Annotated in this window: 22 protein-coding genes; 6 read left to right on the top strand and 16 right to left on the bottom strand. The window is 63.8% G+C overall.

All coding sequences use genetic code 11. The features are described from left to right. Positions 1-2: 2 nt before the first annotated feature. Genes NQE15_RS20325 through NQE15_RS20295 form a run of 7 tightly spaced genes read right to left on the bottom strand, consistent with a single transcriptional unit; the run spans position 3 to position 4664 of the window. Positions 3-680, bottom strand: coding sequence for an urease accessory protein UreF (locus tag NQE15_RS20325; RefSeq protein ID WP_265944168.1), 678 nt, complete (start codon positions 678-680; stop codon positions 3-5). A gap of 14 nt (positions 681-694) precedes the next feature. Continuing rightward, positions 695-901, bottom strand: a complete 207-nt coding sequence (locus NQE15_RS20320) for a tautomerase family protein (protein WP_265944167.1) — start codon at positions 899-901, stop codon at positions 695-697. Positions 902-918: 17 nt separating this feature from the next. Next, positions 919-1455: an urease accessory protein UreE gene (gene ureE / locus NQE15_RS20315; RefSeq protein WP_265944165.1), complete on the bottom strand. Its 537-nt coding sequence runs from the start codon at positions 1453-1455 to the stop codon at positions 919-921. 18 nt (positions 1456-1473) lie between these two features. Next, complete coding sequence (gene ureC / locus NQE15_RS20310) at positions 1474-3180, bottom strand: urease subunit alpha (protein ID WP_265944163.1); 1707 nt, start codon at positions 3178-3180, stop codon at positions 1474-1476. Further along, complete coding sequence (locus tag NQE15_RS20305; RefSeq protein WP_265944162.1) at positions 3180-3485, bottom strand: urease subunit beta; 306 nt, start codon at positions 3483-3485, stop codon at positions 3180-3182. Before NQE15_RS20305 ends, ureC begins: the two co-directional genes overlap by 1 nt. Before the next feature lie 12 nt (positions 3486-3497). Then, on the bottom strand, positions 3498-3800 hold the full coding sequence (locus NQE15_RS20300; RefSeq protein WP_265944161.1) for an urease subunit gamma: 303 nt from the start codon (positions 3798-3800) through the stop codon (positions 3498-3500). Positions 3801-3809: 9 nt separating this feature from the next. Next, entirely contained in the window at positions 3810-4664 is an 855-nt protein-coding gene (locus NQE15_RS20295) for an urease accessory protein UreD (protein WP_265944160.1), read from the bottom strand. 264 nt (positions 4665-4928) lie between these two features. Between NQE15_RS20295 and NQE15_RS20290 the strand changes: the two genes are divergently transcribed. Further along, on the top strand, positions 4929-5342 hold the full coding sequence (locus NQE15_RS20290) for a hypothetical protein (protein WP_265944159.1): 414 nt from the start codon (positions 4929-4931) through the stop codon (positions 5340-5342). Positions 5343-5383: 41 nt separating this feature from the next. On the opposite strand, the gene queF is transcribed toward NQE15_RS20290, so the two are convergent. The 5 genes from queF to urtB form a co-directional block, all read right to left on the bottom strand. Further along, on the bottom strand, positions 5384-6223 hold the full coding sequence (gene queF / locus NQE15_RS20285; protein ID WP_265944158.1) for an NADPH-dependent 7-cyano-7-deazaguanine reductase QueF: 840 nt from the start codon (positions 6221-6223) through the stop codon (positions 5384-5386). A 36-nt stretch (positions 6224-6259) separates the two neighbouring features. Further along, entirely contained in the window at positions 6260-6952 is a 693-nt protein-coding gene (gene urtE / locus NQE15_RS20280) for an urea ABC transporter ATP-binding subunit UrtE (protein WP_265944157.1), read from the bottom strand. Between the two features lie 612 nt (positions 6953-7564). Then, the gene (gene urtD / locus NQE15_RS20275; RefSeq protein WP_265950362.1) at positions 7565-8338 is read right to left on the bottom strand and encodes an urea ABC transporter ATP-binding protein UrtD; all 774 of its coding nucleotides are present in this window, start codon (positions 8336-8338) and stop codon (positions 7565-7567) included. 53 nt (positions 8339-8391) lie between these two features. Beyond that, positions 8392-9504 carry an urea ABC transporter permease subunit UrtC gene (gene urtC / locus NQE15_RS20270; protein ID WP_265944156.1) on the bottom strand — a complete coding sequence of 371 codons (1113 nt, stop codon included), beginning with the start codon at positions 9502-9504 and terminating at the stop codon, positions 8392-8394. Positions 9505-9514: 10 nt separating this feature from the next. Beyond that, entirely contained in the window at positions 9515-11092 is a 1578-nt protein-coding gene (gene urtB / locus NQE15_RS20265) for an urea ABC transporter permease subunit UrtB (protein WP_265944155.1), read from the bottom strand. Between the two features lie 190 nt (positions 11093-11282). Between urtB and NQE15_RS20260 the strand changes: the two genes are divergently transcribed. Beyond that, a complete protein-coding gene (locus tag NQE15_RS20260) occupies positions 11283-11798 on the top strand; it encodes a bacteriohemerythrin (protein ID WP_265944154.1) in 516 nt (171 codons plus the stop codon). Here the strand turns inward: NQE15_RS20260 and trmA are convergent. Further along, entirely contained in the window at positions 11713-12810 is a 1098-nt protein-coding gene (gene trmA / locus NQE15_RS20255; RefSeq protein WP_265944153.1) for a tRNA (uridine(54)-C5)-methyltransferase TrmA, read from the bottom strand. The two genes, NQE15_RS20260 and trmA, sit on opposite strands and share 86 nt — an antisense overlap. 191 nt (positions 12811-13001) lie before the next feature. Next, positions 13002-13544 carry a phasin family protein gene (locus NQE15_RS20250; RefSeq protein WP_265944152.1) on the bottom strand — a complete coding sequence of 181 codons (543 nt, stop codon included), beginning with the start codon at positions 13542-13544 and terminating at the stop codon, positions 13002-13004. Between the two features lie 324 nt (positions 13545-13868). On the opposite strand from NQE15_RS20250, the gene NQE15_RS20245 reads away from it, so the two are divergent. Then, positions 13869-15248, top strand: coding sequence for a hypothetical protein (locus NQE15_RS20245; protein WP_265944151.1), 1380 nt, complete (start codon positions 13869-13871; stop codon positions 15246-15248). Between the two features lie 84 nt (positions 15249-15332). Here the strand turns inward: NQE15_RS20245 and urtA are convergent, their stop codons facing one another. Both urtA and NQE15_RS20235 read right to left on the bottom strand, forming a co-directional pair. Beyond that, positions 15333-16595 (bottom strand): urea ABC transporter substrate-binding protein, encoded by a 1263-nt coding sequence (urtA, locus tag NQE15_RS20240; protein ID WP_265944150.1) that lies wholly within the window; start codon positions 16593-16595, stop codon positions 15333-15335. A gap of 169 nt (positions 16596-16764) precedes the next feature. Further along, entirely contained in the window at positions 16765-17529 is a 765-nt protein-coding gene (locus tag NQE15_RS20235) for a hypothetical protein (RefSeq protein ID WP_265944149.1), read from the bottom strand. Between the two features lie 178 nt (positions 17530-17707). On the opposite strand from NQE15_RS20235, the gene ada reads away from it, so the two are divergent. Genes ada through NQE15_RS20220 form a run of 3 tightly spaced genes read left to right on the top strand, consistent with a single transcriptional unit; the run spans position 17708 to position 20330 of the window. Continuing rightward, positions 17708-18787 (top strand): bifunctional DNA-binding transcriptional regulator/O6-methylguanine-DNA methyltransferase Ada, encoded by a 1080-nt coding sequence (ada, locus tag NQE15_RS20230; RefSeq protein WP_265944148.1) that lies wholly within the window; start codon positions 17708-17710, stop codon positions 18785-18787. Next, positions 18787-19434: a DNA oxidative demethylase AlkB gene (alkB, locus tag NQE15_RS20225; protein WP_265944147.1), complete on the top strand. Its 648-nt coding sequence runs from the start codon at positions 18787-18789 to the stop codon at positions 19432-19434. The genes ada and alkB overlap by 1 nt, the downstream gene beginning before the upstream one ends. Next, a complete protein-coding gene (locus tag NQE15_RS20220) occupies positions 19434-20330 on the top strand; it encodes a DNA-3-methyladenine glycosylase family protein (protein WP_265944146.1) in 897 nt (298 codons plus the stop codon). Before alkB ends, NQE15_RS20220 begins: the two co-directional genes overlap by 1 nt. The last annotated feature ends 120 nt before the right edge of the window (positions 20331-20450 follow it).

Raw genomic sequence — 20450 nt, 5'->3', positions numbered from 1 at the left:
TTTTACGATCTGAAAAGACGTGAATACTGGGTTTCGTGGCGGGCGCAGGCGATGGCGTAGGCCGGGGTGAAATTGGACCACTGGGCTTCAGGCAATTGCAGCGCCTCGGTCACCACCGCCGGAATCTGGCGGCCCAGTTCGGCGAGCAGGCGCTGGCCGGAAGCCTGGCCGAGCGGCACGGCCTTGAGCGCCGCCATCACCTGGTTTTCCGCCCACGACCACAAGTAGGCGGTGACCGCCGCTGGCGGCGCGATCTGCCAACCAGCGGCGATGCCGGCCCAGCCAGTGGGGAAGGCGATTTCGGCGAGCGTCGCCAGCGTGGACTCGACGCGAGCCAGGTCGGGATCGCGCAAATCGCGCACCAGGCGAGCCAGCGAGAAGCCCATCTGGGCGGTTTCGGCGCGCAGTTCGGCCGCTTCGCGGCTGGCCAGGAATTCGCCATTGAGGCGGGCGATTTCCCAGGTGTTAGCGGCCGACCATGCCGCCATCAGCGCGGCGACCAGCGGCGCCTCGTAGCGCCCGATGCCATGCTGCAGCAGGTCGGCGATCCAGCGGCCGGCGCTTTCCTCGTCGCGGATGACACCCGTTTCGACGGCCCATTCCAGCCCCTGCGAATAGGTATAGGCGCCGACCGGCAGGACCGGGCTGGTCAGTTGCAGCAGGCGGGCGAGTTGGAGCATTGATGAGGCTGGATTCATCCGGTCGCTTGCTGCTTTTTCCAGTCGTCAGTGAGCATCCCGGCGAAGCCCCAATTCTCGTCGTCGATTTCCTGGATGACGATGTGCGTGTGCTCCGGTTTCTTGCCCAGCACACGAGCCAGCGAGTCGGTGATATCACGAACGATTTCAGCTTTTTGTTCCCGGGTGGCACCCTTGGTGATTTGAACGTTGATGTAGGGCATATCGGTAAATTTCCCGTTTAGCGCGGTTTGAACTGGTGAATTTTCGGCACCGAGCGATGTGGGCCGTGGCCAGGGTTGTGCAGGTAAGAGGCAGCCTCGTCGTCGTCATGATGGTGGCCGCTATGCGACCCGTAGGCGCCGGATTCAGGCTGGAATGGGGCTTCGGTTTCCGTCACCGAGCAGCCCAGGCCGCGCACCATGTCGGCCAGCACATGGTCGGTCTGAAAGCGCAGCTTGCCGCCGTTTTCTGAGGGCAGGATCTGCACCGGCACGTGCCGGTTGCCGAGATGGTAGGCGGCGCGGGCGAAGAGCAGGGGGCTGTCGGCGACGGCCTCGATGAGCTTCTCCGGTGCGGCGAGGATTTCGACGACGGCGTTGCCATCTTCGGAAAGCAGCCGGTCGCCGCCCTGCAGGTGGTCGCCGCGTTCAAGGAAAATTCCGGCCTCGGCGCCGGAGGCCAGTGTCACCTTCAGGCGGCTGCGCTTGCGTTCGTCGTAGGCCAGCGCCACTGAGTCGATGGCGGGAGCTTGGGTGCGTCGATTGAGGATCAGCATGAGCTTTTTCGCAAAGTCTTAGAACAGGAAGTAGCGTTGGGCCAGCGGCAGTTCGGTCGCCGCTTCGCAGACCAGATGCACGCCGTCGGCCTTGACGACGTAGGTTTCGGGATCGACGGTGATCTCGGGCGTGGCGCCGTTGTGCACCATGTCCGACTTCTGCAACTTGCGCGTGCCGGAAACGGCGATCAGCGGCTTGCTCAGACCCAGTGCGGCGACGGCCGGGTTGTTCAGCGCCGCCTGCGAAACGAAAGTCACCGAGGTTTTCAGCGCCTTGCCGAAGCTGCCGAACATCGGCCGGTAATGCACCGGCTGCGGCGTCGGGATCGAGGCGTTGGGGTCGCCCATGGCGGCGGCGGCGATCATGCCGCCTTTCAAGATCAGCGACGGCTTGACGCCGAAGAAGGCCGGCTTCCACAGCACCAGATCGGCCAGCTTGCCGACTTCGACGGAGCCGACGGTGTGGGCGATGCCGTGGGTCAGGGCCGGGTTGATAGTGTACTTGGCGATGTAGCGTTTGACGCGGAAGTTGTCGTGGCGGGCATTGTCTTCGGGCAGCGTGCCGCGCTGCAGCTTCATCTTGTGGGCCGTCTGCCAGGAGCGGATGATCACTTCGCCGACGCGGCCCATGGCCTGCGAATCCGAGGACATCATCGAGAAGGCGCCGAGGTCGTGCAGGATGTCCTCGGCGGCGATGGTTTCGCGGCGGATGCGCGATTCGGCAAAGGCGATGTCCTCGGCGATGGCCGGGTCGAGGTGGTGGCAAACCATCAGCATGTCGAGATGCTCGTAGATGGTATTCACCGTGTAGGGCATGGTCGGGTTGGTCGAGCTGGGCAGCACGTTGGGCAGGCCGGCCGCCTTGATGATGTCCGGGGCGTGGCCGCCGCCGGCGCCTTCGGTGTGGAAGGTGTGGATGGTGCGGCCCTTGAAGGCGGCCAGCGTCGCCTCGACAAAGCCCGATTCGTTGAGCGTGTCGGAGTGGATGGCGACCTGGACGTCCATCTCGTCGGCCACGGTCAGGCAGCAGTCGATGGCGGCCGGTGTCGTCCCCCAGTCCTCGTGCAGCTTCAGCCCCATGGCGCCGGCCGCGACCTGTTCGCGCAGCGCTTCCGGCAGGCTGGCGTTGCCCTTGCCGAGGAAGCCGAGGTTCATCGGGAAGGCGTCGGCGGCTTCGAGCATGCGGTGGATGTGCCACGGCCCGGGCGTGCAGGTCGTGGCGAAGGTGCCGGTGGCCGGCCCGGTGCCGCCACCGAGCATGGTGGTGACGCCGGAATAGAGCGCTTCGTCGATCTGCTGCGGGCAGATGAAATGGATGTGGCTGTCGATGCCGCCGGCGGTGACGATCATGCCTTCGCCGGCAATGACCTCGGTGCCGGGGCCGATGACGATGCTCACGCCGGGCTGGATGTCCGGGTTGCCGGCCTTGCCAATGGCGGCGATGCGTCCGTCCTTCAAGCCGATGTCGGCCTTGATGATGCCGGTCACCGCGTCGACGATCAAGGCGTTGGTGATCACGGTATCGGCGGTTTCAGCCGAGACGCGCTGGCTCTGGCCCATGCCGTCGCGGATGACCTTGCCGCCGCCGAATTTCACTTCCTCACCGTAGATCGTGTAGTCGTGCTCGATTTCGATGATCAGTTCGGTGTCGGCCAGGCGCAGGCGATCGCCGGTGGTTGGGCCGAACATTTCGGCGTAGGCCTGGCGGGTGATTTTATTGGCCATCAGAGTGCTCCTTGTACCAAAGCACGTAAGCCGTAAACCTTGCGTTCTCCAGCCAGCGCGACGAGTTGCACGGTGCGCGTCTGGCCCGGCTCGAAGCGCACAGCGGTGCCGGCCGCGATGTCGAGGCGGAAGCCGCGCGCTGCTTCGCGGTCGAAGCCGAGCGCCGCGTTGGTCTCAAAGAAGTGATAGTGCGAGCCGACCTGGATCGGCCGGTCGCCGGTATTGGCCACAACCAGGGTGATCGTCGGGCGGCCGGCGTTGAGTTCGATTTCGCCGGGTTCGGCGAGGAGTTCTCCAGGGATCATGTTCGCCTCCGCTCAGATAATCGGGTTGTGTACGGTGACCAGCTTGGTGCCATCCGGGAAGGTGGCTTCGACCTGAATTTCCGGGATCAGCTCGGCGATGCCGTCCATGACGTCGGCCCGGCTCAACACCTGGGTGCCGGCGTGCATCAGTTCGGCGACGGTCCTGCCGTCGCGGGCGCCTTCCATGATGGCGCAGGTGATCAGGGCTACGGCTTCCGGGTAATTCAGCTTCAGGCCTCGGGCCAGGCGGCGTTCGGCGAGCAAGCCGGCGGTGAAGATCAGCAGCTTGTCTTTCTCTCTTGGCGTCAGTTCCATGAAGACTCCTCAGGTATTCCAGATGCGGGGGGTAACTGCCGGTCGAGTGCAGCAGGCCGGGCGCAGGATGGCCCATAGGTTGGCGAACCATGAGCGGGCGGCCTCGCTGCTGTCGCCGAGATAACGGGCGACGAGCAGGCCGGGCAGGGCAGAGAGCGCATGCGAGGCGCCGTCGGCCGGGGCGACGGCCCGGCAGGTTTCGAGCAGAGCGGCGGCCGCTTGCGGCAGTTCGGGAAAGGCGCAGAGCAGCGTGCCGCAGACCGTGGCGCCGGACCAGCCGGCCGGGCTGGAGAGCATAGGGTCATTGCCGGCCAGGCCGCCGCGTTCGATCCACAATGGTTTTTGGTCGCGCTCGATACGGTAATCGAGGTCGAGGCGGCCATGCTCGAAACGCTCTCCGGCCGCCGCGCGGCCCAGGCAGAGGATGTCCCAGCCCAGATAACGGGCGTCGGCAGCGAGTCGAACGCGTGTTGCCATGCGGGCTTCGGCGCCATCGAAGACAATGGTCTCCTGCGGCAGCCACTCCAGGGTGGCGCCAGCGGCGACCGCGAAATCGATGCTCTGCGTGGCCTCCGCACCGCTCGAGCGATACCACTTGCCGGCCCCCGGCGTGGTCAACTGAGCATGCGCGCCAGCACCGATTTCGGCCACAATCCGCAACTGGTCGCCGCCAGCGATGCCGGAAGGGGGGTGGAGCAGGATGGCCTGGCAGACGGCCTCGCCCTCCGGATAAAGCGCTTTCTGCACGCGAAGTGGACCGCGATGGCGGTTTTCGCGCAACACCGTGCGTTCGCCAGCGCGAGCGAAACCCAGATGCAACTCGGCAGGCCAGGTCGGCGCAGTCAAGGGAAGGCGGGAAGTCATGGTCCGGATTATGGGTGAGGTCGCCGGTGGCGGGAATACGCAACAATACGCAAGATGGGTCATACGGCACCTGCGGTGTTGAACTCCTGCAACGATGGTGTTGTCGAACATCAGCGAAGTTGTAACGCACATTCCCGTCTTGGCATGCCAGGAAACTAGGAAATGCACTAGGTATAACGCAGGACTTTTGGGTTTACTATTCCGATGCCGCGTGCATGGAGCAACGTTCGGCATCATTGCTGATCATGTTGGGAGGGATGACCGATGGCTTATGAACTTATTTGGGAACCGGACGGTGTCCTCGCACGGTTTTCGGGGGTGGTGACGGCCAGGCAGTTCATCCAGTCGGTCGAGGAAACGCAGGGTGATCCCCGCTTCGACGAGGCCCATTACGTCATCAACGATTTTTCGGAAGTCAGCGACCATGAACTATCCGAACAAACCCTGACCCAACTCGCAGCTATGAATTACGGCGCCCATGCCAGCAATCCGAATTGCCGGGTCGTTTATGTCACGACCGATGAGGCTTTGACGCAGAGTTTGAAAGACGCCCTGGTTAGAGGCGACATGACCTCTTATCAGACCGAGGTTCAACCTACGGTTTCTGATGCCCGCGATTGGCTGGACGGCCAGCCCAAGCTGCATATCCTGAGCAATGTAATGGGCTTCCGGATCTGATTGAGACCTCTCGTCTGAACTGAGCGGCGGATCGACCTGCCCTATTGCCTGATTTCCCGCGTATTGTCCGGTGCCGCGAATTCCCCGTTGCTCCGGAAAGGATTGATGTCCAGCCCGCCGCGCCGGGTGTAGCGGGCATGGACGGCGAGCGCTTGCGGCGCGCACTGGCGGGTGATGTCGCAGAAAATGCGCTCGACGCACTGCTCGTGGAACTCGTTGTGGTTGCGGAAAGACACGATGTAGCGCAGCAGGCCGGCATGGTCGAGCGGGCGACCGCGATAGCGGATGACGACCATGGCCCAGTCGGGCTGGCCAGTGACCAGGCAGTTCGATTTCAACAGGTGGGAGTACAGCGTTTCCTCGACTTCCGGGCCGTCGACCACAGCTAGCAACTCTGGGGCCGGCTGGTAGGTGTCGCAGGCGATATCGAGATCGTCGAGCCGCACGCCATCTGGGTAGTCGACGTTGGCTGTGGGGCGCTGGCCCAGCGCCTGGAGCTCGACCGCGACCGGCGCTCCGGCGGCGGCCGAGAGATCACTGGTCAGGGTGGCGACGACCGCCCCGCTATCGGCAAATGCCGTCTGGTTCAGTGAATTGAAATAGAGCTTGAGCGACTTCGATTCGATCAGGCACGGGCTGTCAGCCGGCACGCGCAAGGTACCGACGGCAACCACCGGCTTGCCCTTGGCGTTCAACCAGGACAGTTCGTAAGCGTTCCAGAGGTCTTCGCCGACGAAGGGCAGTGCCTCGGTCGTGATGCCCAGTTCGTCGCGCTTCAACTGGCGCGGGATCGGATACAGCAGTTCCGGCGCGTAATCGGCGCGGTACTCGGTCGGCTTGCCGAGCGGAGAAAGAATATTGGGGTCGGTGATCTGGCTCATCTGACGGATTTTACCGGAAGCCAGCCCGCCATCCGCTCACACGGCCAGCGCCTCGCGCACGCCGTCCTGCGGCATGGTTTCGCCGTGGCCGCGCATGATGAACTCGCCGCGTTCCATTAACAGGTACTGGTCGGCCAGCGATTCGGCAAAGTCGTAGTACTGCTCGACGAGCAGAATGGCCATTTCGCCGGTTTCGGCCAGCATCCGGATGGCGCGTTCGATGTCCTTGATGATCGAGGGCTGGATGCCTTCGGTCGGCTCGTCGAGGATCAGCAGTTTCGGCCCCATGGCCAGGGCGCGGCCGATGGCGAGCTGTTGCTGCTGACCACCCGAGAGGTCGCCGCCGCGGCGGTGCATCATCTGCTTCAACACCGGGAACATGTCGAAGATGCGTTGCGGGATCCTGGTGCCACCCGGTTTGGTGGCGAGGCCCATGAGAAGGTTCTCCTCAACGGTGAGGCGCGGGAAGATTTCGCGGCCTTGCGGGACGTAGCCGATGCCGGCCTTGACCCGCTCATGCGGAGGGAGGTGGGTGATGTCCTGGCCGTCGAAGGTGATGCTGCCTTCCTTTGTTTTGACCAGGCCCATCAGGGCTTTGAGCAGGGTGGTCTTGCCGACGCCGTTGCGGCCGAGGAGGGTGGTGACTTCGCCGGTTTTGACTTCGAAGGAGAGGCCACGGAGGATGTGGCTGCCGCCGTAGGCCTGGTGGAGGTTTTCGATGGTCAGCATTTGGGTTTTCCTCGGGCTTCGGTGCTTCGATTGGCTTGGGGTTCCGCCTTGCGGGCGGGCGTACTTTCTTTTGTGTGGCCAAAAGAAAGTAGCCAAAGAAAAGGCCACCCCTGGGTCGGTGCCGGGCTACGCCCGGTTCCCTGCGCTACTCGAAACGCCGGGCGGCTGGCTAAACTCGCCTGCAGCTCAGACAACGCCAGCCGACTGCCCCCGGCGCTTCTGCGTTGCTCGGCACCTCTCAAGGGGCCCGGAAAAACGACCCGTGGTGAAACGGTGGCACGGTCATTCCCGCGCAGGCGGGAATCCATGTATGAGACTGGACTCCCGCCTATGCGGGAGTGACGGTTGGCCCGGGATGTTTTTGACTTCGGGTCCCCGTGTGGAGCGCCGAGCAACGGAGCTGCTGGCGGAGAAAGGGCGAGGACTGTCTGAGGCCCGTAGGGCCGAGTTCCGCAGCCCCCGCCAGTAGCGAGTAGCGCAGGGGAGTCGGCGCAGCCGACCGCGTAACCCGGGGTCGCCTTTTCTTTGGCTACTTTCTTTTGGCGAAGCAAAAGAAAGTAAGCCCGCCAGCAGGGCGGAACCCCAGGCTTGAGACCTGGAAAGCCCAAAATCTCAGCGCCCAAGATAAACCTCAATCACCCGCTGATCATTCTGCACCGTCGCCAGATCCCCCTCCGCCAGCACAGAACCCTCATGCAGCACCGTCACCAACCCTCCCAGCTTCTCGACAAACGCCATATCGTGTTCCACGACAACCAGCGAATGCTTCCCAGCCAGCGAAACAAACAGTTCGGCGGTGCGCATCGTCTCGTCGTCGGTCATGCCCGCCACCGGTTCATCCAGGAGCAGCAGCTTCGGCTCCTGCATCAGCAGCATGCCAATCTCCAGCCACTGCTTCTGCCCGTGTGAGAGCAGTCCGGCCGGGCGATCAGCCTCGCCATCGAGCCGGATCAAGCGCAAGGTATCGGCGATCCGATCCCGCTCGTCGCCGGCCAGCCAGGCAATCAGGCTCTTCCAGACCCGCTTGTCGGTCTTCATCGCCAGTTCGAGGTTCTCGAACACCGTGTGCTGCTCGAAGATGGTCGGTTTCTGGAACTTGCGGCCGATGCCGACGTGGGCGATTTCGGGTTCGCTCAGCCGGGTCAGGTCGATGCTCTGGCCGAAATAGGCCTTGCCGGAGTCAGGCCGCGTCTTGCCGGTGATGACGTCCATCATCGTCGTCTTGCCGGCACCGTTGGGGCCGATGATGCAGCGTAGCTCGCCGGCATCGATGGCGAGGGTCAGCTGGTTCAGGGCCTTGAAACCGTCGAAGCTGACGGTGATATCTTCGAGGTAGAGGGCGACGCCGTGCGAGAGGTCGAGGTCACCGGTGACCCGGTGGCCCATCTGCTCGGTGCCGTCGCTGCCTTCCGGGCGGTTGTCGAGCGTGTTTTCGAGGATCATGCCAGTGCTCCTTTTTTCGCCAGCAGTTTCTTCCACAGGCCGACCAGGCCTTGCGGCAGCATCAGCGTGACGACTATGAAGAGCAGGCCGAGGAAGAACAGCCAGTATTCGGGGAAGCTGACGGTGAACCAGCTCTTGGCGAGGTTGACTGCGAAGGCGCCGATGATCGGCCCGATCAGCGTGCCGCGTCCGCCGACGGCGACCCAGATGGCGATTTCGATCGAGTTGGCCGGGCTCATTTCGGAGGGGTTGATGATGCCGACCTGCGGCACGTAGAGCGCGCCGGCGATGCCGCACAGGATGGCCGAAATGACCCAGATGGTCAGCTTGTACCAGAGCGGGTTGTAGCCGATGAACATGACCCGCGATTCGGCGTCGCGGATCGCCGTCAGGATCCGGCCGAACTTGGACTTGACCAGCCACGACGCAAAAATCAGCGTCGTGGCGAGCAGCACGGCGGTCAGCCCGAACAGCACGAGCCGGGTTTCCGGCGAGGTGATGGTGGCGCCGAGCACGCGCTTGAAGTCGGTGAAGCCATTGTTGCCGCCGAAGCCAGTTTCGTTGCGGAAGAAGAGCAGCATCGCGGCGTAGGTCAGGGCCTGGGTGATGATCGAGAAATAGACGCCCTTGATCCGCGAGCGGAAGGCGAAGTAGCCGAAGACGAAGGCGACGATGGCTGGCACGGCGACGACCAGGAGTGCGACCCAGCCGAAGCTGTCGCTGCCGACCCAGAACCACGGGATTTCCTTCCAGTCGAGGAAGACCATGAAATCCGGCAGCTCGCTCTGGTAGCTGCCGTCGCGGCCGATCTGGCGCATCAGGTACATGCCGAAGGCGTAGCCGCCGAGGGCGAAGAAGAGGCCGTGGCCGAGCGACAGGATGCCGCCGTAGCCCCAGATCAGGTCCATGGCCACGGCAACCAGCGCGTAGCACATGATCTTGCCGATCAGCGTGATGGCGTAGGCCGAGACATGGAAGGCGCTGTCTTCCGGTACCGTCAGGTTGAGGAGGGGGACGACGACCAGGGCGATGGCGAGGAAGAGGCCGAGTGCCAGCCAGGCCTTGCCGTCGAGCGACGAAATGATGCGAATCGTTAGCGGTTTGCGCATGGTGCCGGCCTTACTCGACGAAGCGGCCCTTGAGGGCGAAGATGCCCTGCGGACGCTTCTGGATGAAGATGATGATGGCGACAAGGATGCTGATCTTGGCAATCACTGCGCCCGCCCAGCCTTCGAGCAGCTTGCTGAAGATGCCCAGGCCGAGGGCGGCCCAGACCGCGCCGGCAAGCTGGCCGACGCCGCCGACGACGACGACCATGAAGGAATCGACGATATAGCCCTGGCCCATGTCCGGCCCGACGTTGGAAATCTGCGACAGGGCGACGCCGCCCAGCCCGGCGATGCCGGCGCCGAGCGCAAAGGCCAGAGTGTCGATGCGCGCCGTCGGCACGCCGACGCAGCCGGCCATCGCCCGGTTCTGGGTGACGGCGCGGACGAACATGCCGAGTCGCGTCTTGTTCATCAGCACCCAGACCAGGGTCAGCACGAACAGCGCGAAGCCGACGATGATGATGCGGTTCCAGGGCAGGATCAGGTTGGGCAGCAGTTCGATGCCGCCCGACATCCAGCTCGGGTTGGCGACCTCGACGTTCTGTGCGCCGAACAGCACGCGCGCCGCCTGGATCAGGACCAGCGACAAACCCCAGGTGGCGAGCAGTGTTTCCAGGGTGCGGCCGTAGAGCCAGCGGATCACCGTGCGCTCCATGACGACGCCGACCAGCGCGGCGGCGAAGAAGGCGACCGGAATCGCCGCCGGCAGATACCAGTCGATGGCCGCCGGGAAGTAGGCCCGGAACAGCGTCTGCATGCCGTAGGTGGCGTAGGCGCCGACCATCAGCAGCTCGCCGTGCGCCATGTTGATGATGCCCATGACGCCGTAGGTGATGGCCAGGCCGAGGGCGCCGAGGAGCAGGATGCTGCCCAGCGAGAGGCCGGAAAAAGCGCGGCCGACGTTCTCGGCAATGGCCAGCCGGTTGTCGATCGCCTTGACCGCAGCGATGGCCTCGTAACGCACCTTGTCGTCGGACTCGCCGGCTTTCTCGGTGAGCGGCTGCAGCACGCTGCGGATGGTCGGCGAGGAGGTCTCGGCCAGCGCCTTGACCGCCGCCAGGCGGGCCGCCGGGTCGGCATTGCCGAGATTGGCCTGGGCGTGGGCGAGGGTCAGTAGCGCCTTGATCCCGGCATCGCTTTCGTGAGCCAGGGCGCGCGCCAGCAGCGGCGCCATTTCCGGGCTGACGCTGCTCTGCAGCTTCTGGGCCGAGGCCAGGCGAACGGCGGGGTCGGGATCGAAGAGCTTCAAGGCCGCCAGGGCGTTGGCCAGTTCGCCGCGAATCCGGTTGTTGACCGTCGGGCTTTCGGGGTTGGCCGGGAGTTTGATGGCGGCGCCGCTCGTCGCATCGAAAGCCTGCTCGCCCGCGATGATCACTACCTGGTTGCCGGCCAGAAACAGGCTGTCCTCGGCCATCGCCTTGAGGACGCGCACAGCGTCCGGATCGGCGGTCTGCGTCAGCTGGCGGATGGCCGCCACCTTGTCACTGGAATCCTCGGCCGCCAGCTGGCGTACCTGCGCCGGGTCGAGCGCTGCCCGGGCCGGCAGGCTGCCGGCAATCAGCAGAAATAGAAGCAAAATTTTGGTCATCAAGGATCCGTCCGCCTTTGGTGCAGTGCAGCGACAGCTTACGGGGCGGGCCGGGGACGGGGAATACGATGAATTGCGTAGGGTGGCGAGGCCGTGGGCGGGGCCGGCGTTTGACATATCGCAAGCCCGCTTGCATTTTCCGTGACTAGAATCCGCAGCTCGTGTCGAAACCTTCCGGGCAGCGAGAACAATGAATCAATCAGAAAAGATCATTTGGCGCAGAGAGTTCGATACCGGCGTTGCCGAAATCGATGAGCAGCACCGCACCCTGGTCAAGATGTTCAACAAGGCCAGGAGCGAGCTCCGCGACGATAGCAGCCGCGGCGTCTGGGAAAACGTGACCCATGAATTCCTGGGCTATGCCCTGTTCCACTTCTGGACCGAAGAGGATCTGGCGGCGCAATACGGTTACGAGCAGGAGCGGGATGCCGAAGCCACGGCGCATTTCGAGGAACATCGCGCCTTCGCTGCCGAAATAACCGATCTGCGGGCCAGGTTCCGGGCTGGTGAACGTCCGCGGAAAGCCGATTTCATCGACTTCCTGCGCAACTGGCTAGCGACGCACATTGTCGAAAGCGACCAGTGGCTGGTCGCTTTCATTCTGGAGAAACAGCGGCAGGCTAGCGAGGCGCTCGGCGCGTCAGCAAGAGGCCGCTTTCCAGGTGGTGGGTATAAGGAAACTGGTCGAACACCGCCGCCGCCGTGATCTCGTGCGTGGCCTGCAGGGCGGCCACGTTCTCCTGCAAGGTCTGCGGGTTGCAAGAGATGTACAGGATGTTGGCGAAGCCGCTGGCCAACTCGAGAGTCTGGGCATCCAGCCCACTGCGCGGCGGGTCGACGAACAGCGTCGAGAAGCGGTATTGATCGAAGTCGACGCCCTGCAACTCCTTCAGCGTCTTGGTCCCGGCCAGAGCCGCACTGATGTCCTCGCTCGACAGGCGCACCACGGCGACGTTGTCGAGGCCGTTGGCGGCCAGGTTGTATTGCGCCGCCTGCACCGATGACTTGGCAACCTCGGTGGCCAGTACCCGGTCGAACGCCGGCGCCAGAGCCACCGTGAAATTGCCGTTGCCGCAGTAAAGCTCGAGCAGGTCGCCGCCGAGACCGCTGGCCTGCTGGCAGGCCCAGGCCAGCATCTGGCGGTTAACCTGGCCGTTGGGCTGGGTGAAGCTGCCCTCGATTTGCTGGTAGCGCAGCTGGCGGCCGTTCAATTCGAATTCTTCGAGCAGCCAGTCGCGGTCGAGCACGACCTTCTGGCCACGGCTGCGGCCAATCAGTTGGACCTGCAGTGAGTCGGCCAGGCTGCGGGCAGCGGCTTCCCAGCGGGCGCCCAGCTTGTGGTGGTAGATCAGTGTGGCCATCAGCTGGCCGCTCAGTGTCGCCAGGAAATCGACCTGGAACAGGCCGTCCTTCAGCGTATTGCTGGCCTGAACGGCGTCGCGCAGGCGCGGCATCAGGGCGCAGATCGATTCGACGGCGACCGGGAAACTGTCGATGGCGACCGCCACCTTGCGGTCGGCCGGGGCGAACATCGCGTAATCGATGCGGCGGCCGTCGTGGATGATGCGGAACTCGGCGCGCAGCCTGAAATGCAGTGGCTCGGAAGCGACCACGGTCGGTTCGTCGACGCCGAACGGGGCAAAGGCCAGCTTGAACTGGGCCACCTTTTCGGCGAGCAGGGACGGATAGTCGGCGGGGACGATGTTCTGGAGCGGCATGGGACAGGTGCGATGAAGGCCGTTTCGGGGCAAGGGGGCGAAACGACGGTTGAACAGCTAGGAATCGAATGGGTCGGGCTGTTGGCCGAAGGCGGAATATACATGGCTTTCCAGCGCCAGACGGCCGCCGTAAACGCAAAAAAGCCTGCCGAAGCAGGCTTTTTGACCGCCATCGAGGCGGAGCCAGCGAATTACTTGCTGGTGGCTTTCTTGACGGCCTTGGTCGTGGCGCTGGTCGTGGCGGCGATGTTGCTCTGGGCCATTTCGGTCACTTGCTGCGCGGTCTTGCGCATGTTGTCGAAGGCCGAGTTGGCAGCGGCAATGGCGCTCTGGACAGCGGCGACGGCAACGTCGGAACCGGCCGGGGCAGATTTGGCAGCCTTTTCCAGCATGCTGGAAACATTCTTCTGGAAGTCGCCGAACTGGGCTTCAACCATCTTGGTCAATTGTTCCTGGGTCTGAGCGGAAATTTCGTAGACCGACTTGGAGTAGGAGACGACCTTGTCGACGTTCGGCTTGGAAATCGATGCCTGGATCGAAATGGCTTCCTGAACATCCTTGGCGCCCAGTAGGGCCTTGGCGCTGGAGGAGGTCTCTTCCAGCAGGGAGCGGGCAGTGTCGAAGTTCAGATTGGCGATACGCTCGGCAGAAGCCAGGGCGGTATTAGCGACGGAAAGCAGGGAGTCGACAGCGGCCTTGTTGGCGGCGGCGAATTGTTGGGGGTTGATGGACATTGGACACTCCTAAATAGAAATTAATAATTACGGCGGATGAATTGTAGCAAGGTGCAAGGCATATTGTTGCAACGCAACAAAAAACTTAGTTGATTTTTATCAAATGATTAGCGAATAGTCGTGGAATTTTTTTGTTTATTATGTTGCGCCAACAAATGCATTTGGCATGTTGTGTTTTCACAAAGTATCGAGAAAAGCGCCGTGTGCGAGCCATTGCCCGGAATGGCTTACCCATCAGGCAGCGGGTTTTGACATCGAGGCCAGCCGCGCTACATTGACCTTCAATGCTGCAGTGCTACCTTTGTCCACGAAAGGTTTTTCGTCATGACGATTCCGACATCCGAGTACTACCCGATTCAGTCCGCACTCACCGTGGCCGAAGAGCAACCACCATTTTTTTCCCAAGGGCAGGCAGGCGGCAGTTATAACCCGAATACTTTCCTGTGGACGCCAGGTCGGGATGCCTCCGGCATTATCACGCGGCGCTCGTTCGATCTGGTGCCGCTAGGCCCGTGGGTCGAGGTGGCGCAAACGGCCTTTGTGAAAAAAGTCCAACCCTTGCTGAGTGCGGCGCTACCGACTTACAACGATCCCGGCGCCTCCGATCTCGCCGACGTGCTCGATGACTACAGCGGTTTTGCCCACGATGCCGATGGCGGGCGGGTTTTTGCCCATGGCGGCGGGCACCAGGGATCGGCCAACAATGGCCTCTACCGGTTCGATCTGCGCAAGATGACCTGGGCCATCGCCAAGTTGCCGGACATGCAGACCCATTGGCCGGCCAACTACAAGACCAATCCGCCACGTGACAACAGCTATTCGATCTACACCCGGGCCCAGGACTACTGCAAGGCGAATCCAACGACCACAGTAGCCAACCACGACATGTTCTACGACCCCATCGAGCCGGCCGCCGATACCCGCAATCCAACGGCCCGCCACACTTATGCCGCGATGACCTTTGCCGATGGCAAGTTGCGGCATGGCGTCCGCCAGTACTGGGAGTGGACTGAGTCGACCAACACTTGGTCGCGCAAATTCCCCTTCAACAAAAACTACATTACTCACGGCAAGCCTGGTGGTGGCGCAACAGGTGAGGCGGTCAAGGGAACCTGGGACGAGGTCAACAAGCGTTATATCTGCGGCCCGTTCTGGAATGGTACGCCGGGCGGTTTTTGGGGCTACAACACGCTGAGTGACACTTGGCAGTGGATGAACAATCTGCCCAGCGGCTGGGAAGCCTATGCATCGGCGGCTTGCCGCAAGGCGCGCAACTGGTGCCTGTTCGCGCGGCCGACCTACAACAAGAACTACTTCTGGCCGCCGATGCTGCGTGTCTGGAACCTCGATACCCAAATCACGCAGACGTTTCGGCTGAGTGGCCTGAAGAAGGACAGGTGCATCGATGCCAATCGTTACGACGAATCGACCATCATGGAATATGTTCCGGAAATCGACCGGATTTTCCTGCTGATGCCATATGACCTCAACGACAGCTTTCCCGATGAGGCGACGCTGCCCCTGGTGCCGTTTCTGATCGACCTCGAGGCGGCAAGTATCACGCCGGAAGTGCAGACCGGAGCCTTTCCCTCGCTCACTGCCCGATCGCTGATCAAGAACAAGTTCTTCTACTCGGAAAAACTCAGGGCTTTGGTCATGGTCTCCGATTCCGGGAGCAACGTCCGGATCCGACGCTACGCCTGAACTTCAGGCCAGGCGAGGCCTAACCCTGTACCAAAAGAACGGAGGCCGCAGCCCCCGCTTTGTACGACTGACCGTAGCGCCGGCTTACTTCATTTCAGGCTCGTCCTTCTTCTTGTCGTTGCCGGCGATGAACGGGCTCCACGGCTGGGCCTTGACCGGGCCGGGCGTCTTCCAGACGACGTTGAACTGGCCGTCGGCCTTTACTTCGCCGATGAACACCGACTTGTGCAGGTGGTGGTTCTTCTCGTCCATCTTCGACATGATGCCGCTCGGTGCCTTGAAGGTCTGGCCGGCCATGGCGGCGATGACCTTGTCGGTGTCGGTCGACTTGGCCTTTTCGACGGCCTGCTTCCACATGTGGATGCCGATGTAGGTGGCTTCCATCGGGTCGTTGGTGACCACCTTGTCGGCGTTCGGCAGTTTGGCCTTCTTGGCCCAGTCGCGGTAGAGCTTCACGAACTTGTCGTTTTCCGGGTTCTTGAGCGACATGAAATAGTTCCACGAAGCCAGGTGGCCGACCAGCGGCTTGGTATCGACGCCGCGCAGTTCTTCCTCGCCGACCGAGAAGGCGACGACCGGCACATCGGTGGCCTTCAGGCCGGCATTGCCCAGTTCCTTGTAGAACGGCACGTTGGAGTCGCCGTTGATGGTCGACACGACGGCGGTCTTCTTGCCTTCCGAGGCGAACTTCTTGATCTTGGCGATGATGGTCTGGTAATCGCTGTGGCCGAACGGCGTGTAGTCTTCCATGATGTCGGCATCAGCGACGCCCTTGGACTTCAGGAAGGCGCGCAGGATCTTGTTGGTGGTGCGCGGATAGACGTAGTCGGTGCCGAGCAGCACGAAGCGCTTGGCTTCGCCGCCGTCCTTACTCATCAAGTATTCGACGGCCGGAATAGCCTGCTGATTGGGGGCAGCGCCGGTGTAGAAGACGTTTTTTTCCAGTTCCTCACCCTCGTACTGGACCGGGTAGAACAGCAAGCCATTGAGTTCCTTATAAACCGGCAGCACCGATTTGCGCGAGACCGAGGTCCAGCAGCCGAAGGTCACGGCGACCTTGTCCTTGGTCAGGAGCTGACGGGCCTTTTCGGCGAACAGCGGCCAGTTGGAGGCGGGGTCGACGACGACCGGCTCGAGCTTCTTGCCCATCACGCCGCCGGCCTTGTTGATCTCGTCGATGGTCATGAGCACGGTTTCCTTGAGCGCAGTCTCGGAAATGGCCATGGTGCCGGACAGGGAGTGCAGCACGCCGACCTTGATGGTGTCGGCGGCGTGGGCCGTCATGCCGATGGAAGCCAGGGCGGCGGAGAGTACGGTGGCCTTGATGAAATTGCGTCGATTGTTCATGGAAGTTCCTCGGTCGTTGAGTGATCTGGTCGAATGCGTTGTTGCAGTGCAGCGCCAGATTAAGGAGCGGGAGATTCCGGGGAAATACGTTAGATTGCGTACGGCATGCGCCGACGCAATCTGTGGGTTCGCTTTCCCGGTCGCCGGGAGCGCGGCGTCGCCTTTATGGCTAGTGCGGCTCGCCGTTGCGCCGAAGTTGCTGCCAGGCGAGCACCACCTGGCCGGAGTGGCGCAGGATGCTCTGGTAGCGCTCCGCCGGCAGCGCCTGACGCAGCGCCCCGAACAACTGCTGCGTGCTGTCCTGGGCGACTTCGGTCGCCGCCGCGATCTCGCCGAGCAGGCTGATCTGGATGTGGGCCAGCGCGTCGGCGACCAGTCGCCAGCCCAGTTCGGGCATTTGCCGGTCGAGGGCGAGCAGCATGCTGCCCAGCGGTCGCAGGATGTCCTGGGCCTCTTCGCTCGTTTCGCAGGCGACCATGGCGTGCCACAGCGCCAGGTGCAGGCTGCGCCGCAGTTCGACCTTGAAATCGACGGCATCGGTCTCGACCGCTTCGAGGCGCGCGAAATACTGCTGGAAGAGCGCATCGGACTGGGCGTTCAGGCGACTGCGCAAGGAGGCGATCAGCGCCGTCAGGGCGGGAATGGCATTCAGGTTGAAAGCCTGGGTGTAGGCCAGGCCCCATTGATCGAGGCCGGTGATCAGCAGCGCCAGGCGCAGCAGCCGGCTGTCGTCGCTTTCCCCGGCCTGGCACCAGTCGATGCAGCGCGACTCGAGCTCGCTCAGGATCTTGCCGAGCTGTTCCGGATCGGGCGTGAAGGCCTGGCGGAAGACGCCGGCAAACACGTCCTGGGCCAGCCGGGCGGTGGCGCGCTGGGTTTCGGCATCGGCCAGGGCGGCGAGCGTGTCGGCGGGGAGGCTGGGGGCGGTGGTCATGGACGTTGGCGGCGGGCAAAAAGGGAGAGCATTCTAGTGCCAGCTCTTGCCTTTGTGGTACTAGCCAAGCTTGCGGCCACCGGGCGACCCCGAATTCAAAAGCAAGCAACGGGGTGTTTGCCTCCTTGAACGAGGCTAGATTTGGGTTGTCGACTTGGCAATGGTAGAAAGGATGACCATGAACGCATCGAACCCGACTGAACGCCGTGCCGCGGCAACGCTGAACGACCCGCGCTGGGCGGCCGTCCTGGCCCGTGATCCGGCGGCCGACGGCGATTTTTGGTACGCGGTGAGAACGACCGGCGTCTATTGCCGGCCGTCCTGCGGTGCCCGGACGCCGCGCCCGGAAAATGTCGAATTTCATTCATCGGCGGCCGCCGCCGAAGCGGCCGGTTTTCGCCCCTGCCGGCGTTGCCGGCCTGACTTGCCGCCGCTGGCCGAACGCCAGGCAAGGCTGATTGGCGAATTGTGCCGGCTGATTGACGCCGCCGATTCACCGCCGACGCTGCACCAACTGGCCGCCCACGCCGGGCTCAGTCCGCATTACCTGCATCGCTTGTTCAAGGCGCAGACCGGGCTTACCCCCAAGGCCTATGCCGCGGCGCAGCGCGCCGGACGTCTGCGGGCCGGTCTGGCGCAGGGCGGCAGCGTGACCGATGCCGCCTATGCCGCAGGCTACAACGCCAGCAGTCGTTTCTACGCGCAAGCGGACCAGCTACTCGGGATGACCCCGAAGAGTTACCGGGCCGGCGGCAGCGAGGTCGAAATCCGCTTCGCCATCGGCCAGTGCTCGCTCGGCGCCATCCTGGTTGCGGCCAGCCAACGCGGCTTGTGCGCCATCCTGCTCGGCGACGATCCCGCGGCACTGGCCCGCGATCTGCAGGATCGCTTTCCGAAGGCTACGCTGCACGGGGGCGATGCCGGCTTCGAAGCCTGGGTGGCCCAGGTCGTCGGCCTGGTCGAGGCGCCCGGCATCGGCCTCAAGCTGCCGCTCGACATTCGCGGCACGGCTTTCCAGCAGCGCGTCTGGCAGGCCCTGCGCGAGATTCCGGCCGGGCAGACGGCGAGCTACAGCGAAATCGCCCGGCGCATCGGCCTGCCCAAGGCGGTTCGCGCCGTGGCCGGGGCCTGCGCCGCCAATGCGCTGGCCGTGGCGATCCCCTGCCATCGGGTCGTGCGCACCGACGGCAGCCTCTCCGGCTATCGCTGGGGCGTCGAGCGCAAGCGGGCTCTGCTCGACCGCGAGGCGGGCACTTGATGGGTGATCTGTTGGCCGGCATTGATCGCCGGACATGGACCGAGCGCCTGGGGCCGGGCACCGCGCTCCTGCGCGGCTTTGCGCTGGCCGACGACGCGGCGATCTGCGCCGCGATCGACCAGGTGGTAGCGGCCGCGCCGTTTCGCCGGATGACGACACCGGGCGGTTTTGTCATGTCGGTCGCGATGAGCAATTGCGGCCCGCTCGGCTGGGTGACCGACGCAAGCGGTTACCGCTATTCGGCGACCGATCCCGCGAACGGCCAGCCCTGGCCGCCGCTGCCGGCGTTGTTCCTTGAACTGGCTGGCGATGCGGCGGCAGCCGCCGGCTTCCCCGATTTCGTGCCGGATGCCTGCCTGATCAACCGCTACGCCGTCGGCGCGCGGATGTCGCTGCACCAGGACCACGACGAACGCGATTTTACCCAGCCCATCGTCTCGGTATCGCTCGGGCTGCCGGCGACCTTTCTGTTCGGTGGTCTGAAGCGGGCCGATCCGGCCCAGCGCATCGCGCTGACCCATGGCGACGCGGTGGTCTGGGGCGGCCCCGACCGCCTGCGCTACCACGGGGTGCTCGCCGTCAAGGCCGGCGAGCACCCGCTGGTCGGCAACTGCCGGCTCAACCTCACCTTTCGCAAGGCCCGCTGATGGCCGCGTTGCGCTGCTGCCTCGATCTGCCGGCCGGCTTTCGCGTCGCCGACCTGCTCAAGTTTCACCAACGCGATGCTCAGGCCCTGGCCGAACGGGTCGCGCCCGCCGCATTGCACAAGGGCATGGTCTGGCTCGGGCAGCCAGCCTGCCTGACGCTGCACTTCGCCCCCGGCCGGGTCGCGGCCGAACTGGCCATCGACGGGGCGCTGGCCGACGGCGATCTGGCCGCCCACGTCGGCCGCATGCTCGGCCTGACCCAGGCGGTGGAGGCATTCGAGCAACACTATCGCGACCACCCGCAACTCGGCCCGCTGCTTGCCCGCCAGGCCGGGCTGCGTGTGCCGCTGGCAGCGACCCCATTCGAGGCCTTGAGCTGGGCCGTCATCGGCCAGCAGATCAGCGTCGGGGCGGCGGTCGCCGTGCGCCGCCGGCTGATCCAGGTGGCTGGCCTGGTCCATTCGGACGGCCTCGCCTGCTATCCCGATGCGGCGCGGCTGGCCGCACTCAGCGAAGCCGAACTGCGGGCCGCTGGCCTGTCGCAGAGCAAGGCACGGACGCTGCTGGCGATCAGCGAGCAGGTACTGGCCGGCCAACTGCCGCTCGACGCCTGGCTGGTCGCGCCGCCTGTCGAGACCATCCGCGAGCGCTTATTGGCGATTCGCGGGGTCGGTCCATGGACCGTGAATTACGCGCTGTTGCGCGGCTTCGGCTGGCTTGACGGCTCGCTGCACGGCGACGCCGCGGTGCGGCGCGCCATCCAGCGCCTGGGTGTCGGGGCGGAGCGGGAAGGAAAATTTGGCGAGGCCGAAGCCAAAGCCTGGCTGGACGAGTTCGCCCCGTGGCGGGCGCTGGTCGGTGCCCACCTGTGGGCCAGCCTGGCGCTGAGCGCCTGAATTCGGCTGGCCGCCGTAGGGGCTGCGCGCCTGGCTTGACATGGGCATGCTCTGTGCTGCCAAATTGGCCGGGTGCAGCGGTAACCCGTGCGCGGAGAAACGCGAGTTCTTGTTATTTTT

Source organism: Dechloromonas sp. A34 (genome assembly GCF_026261605.1).
Classification (GTDB): Bacteria; Pseudomonadota; Gammaproteobacteria; order Burkholderiales; family Rhodocyclaceae; genus Azonexus.
Note: the sequence above shows the minus strand (reverse complement) of the source record. Positions and strands in the feature narration are given on the sequence as shown.

What these genes read in the sequence shown, in the direction of transcription:
- ureC (WP_265944163.1), bottom strand. Translation starts at nt 3,180, where the DNA reads ATGGCCAATAAAATCACCCGCCAGGCCTACGCCGAAATGTTCGGCCCA.
- NQE15_RS20320 (WP_265944167.1), bottom strand. Translation starts at nt 901, where the DNA reads ATGCCCTACATCAACGTTCAAATCACCAAGGGTGCCACCCGGGAACAA.
- NQE15_RS20260 (WP_265944154.1), top strand. Translation starts at nt 11,283, where the DNA reads ATGAATCAATCAGAAAAGATCATTTGGCGCAGAGAGTTCGATACCGGC.
- NQE15_RS20250 (WP_265944152.1), bottom strand. Translation starts at nt 13,544, where the DNA reads ATGTCCATCAACCCCCAACAATTCGCCGCCGCCAACAAGGCCGCTGTC.
- urtE (WP_265944157.1), bottom strand. Translation starts at nt 6,952, where the DNA reads ATGCTGACCATCGAAAACCTCCACCAGGCCTACGGCGGCAGCCACATC.
- ureE (WP_265944165.1), bottom strand. Translation starts at nt 1,455, where the DNA reads ATGCTGATCCTCAATCGACGCACCCAAGCTCCCGCCATCGACTCAGTG.
- NQE15_RS20305 (WP_265944162.1), bottom strand. Translation starts at nt 3,485, where the DNA reads ATGATCCCTGGAGAACTCCTCGCCGAACCCGGCGAAATCGAACTCAAC.
- urtD (WP_265950362.1), bottom strand. Translation starts at nt 8,338, where the DNA reads ATGGGCCACCGGGTCACCGGTGACCTCGACCTCTCGCACGGCGTCGCC.
- alkB (WP_265944147.1), top strand. Translation starts at nt 18,787, where the DNA reads ATGGGTGATCTGTTGGCCGGCATTGATCGCCGGACATGGACCGAGCGC.
- trmA (WP_265944153.1), bottom strand. Translation starts at nt 12,810, where the DNA reads ATGCCGCTCCAGAACATCGTCCCCGCCGACTATCCGTCCCTGCTCGCC.
- NQE15_RS20325 (WP_265944168.1), bottom strand. Translation starts at nt 680, where the DNA reads ATGCTCCAACTCGCCCGCCTGCTGCAACTGACCAGCCCGGTCCTGCCG.
- NQE15_RS20290 (WP_265944159.1), top strand. Translation starts at nt 4,929, where the DNA reads ATGGCTTATGAACTTATTTGGGAACCGGACGGTGTCCTCGCACGGTTT.
- ada (WP_265944148.1), top strand. Translation starts at nt 17,708, where the DNA reads ATGAACGCATCGAACCCGACTGAACGCCGTGCCGCGGCAACGCTGAAC.
- urtB (WP_265944155.1), bottom strand. Translation starts at nt 11,092, where the DNA reads ATGACCAAAATTTTGCTTCTATTTCTGCTGATTGCCGGCAGCCTGCCG.
- NQE15_RS20235 (WP_265944149.1), bottom strand. Translation starts at nt 17,529, where the DNA reads ATGACCACCGCCCCCAGCCTCCCCGCCGACACGCTCGCCGCCCTGGCC.
- urtA (WP_265944150.1), bottom strand. Translation starts at nt 16,595, where the DNA reads ATGAACAATCGACGCAATTTCATCAAGGCCACCGTACTCTCCGCCGCC.
- NQE15_RS20295 (WP_265944160.1), bottom strand. Translation starts at nt 4,664, where the DNA reads ATGACTTCCCGCCTTCCCTTGACTGCGCCGACCTGGCCTGCCGAGTTG.
- urtC (WP_265944156.1), bottom strand. Translation starts at nt 9,504, where the DNA reads ATGCGCAAACCGCTAACGATTCGCATCATTTCGTCGCTCGACGGCAAG.
- NQE15_RS20220 (WP_265944146.1), top strand. Translation starts at nt 19,434, where the DNA reads ATGGCCGCGTTGCGCTGCTGCCTCGATCTGCCGGCCGGCTTTCGCGTC.
- queF (WP_265944158.1), bottom strand. Translation starts at nt 6,223, where the DNA reads ATGAGCCAGATCACCGACCCCAATATTCTTTCTCCGCTCGGCAAGCCG.
- NQE15_RS20245 (WP_265944151.1), top strand. Translation starts at nt 13,869, where the DNA reads ATGACGATTCCGACATCCGAGTACTACCCGATTCAGTCCGCACTCACC.
- NQE15_RS20300 (WP_265944161.1), bottom strand. Translation starts at nt 3,800, where the DNA reads ATGGAACTGACGCCAAGAGAGAAAGACAAGCTGCTGATCTTCACCGCC.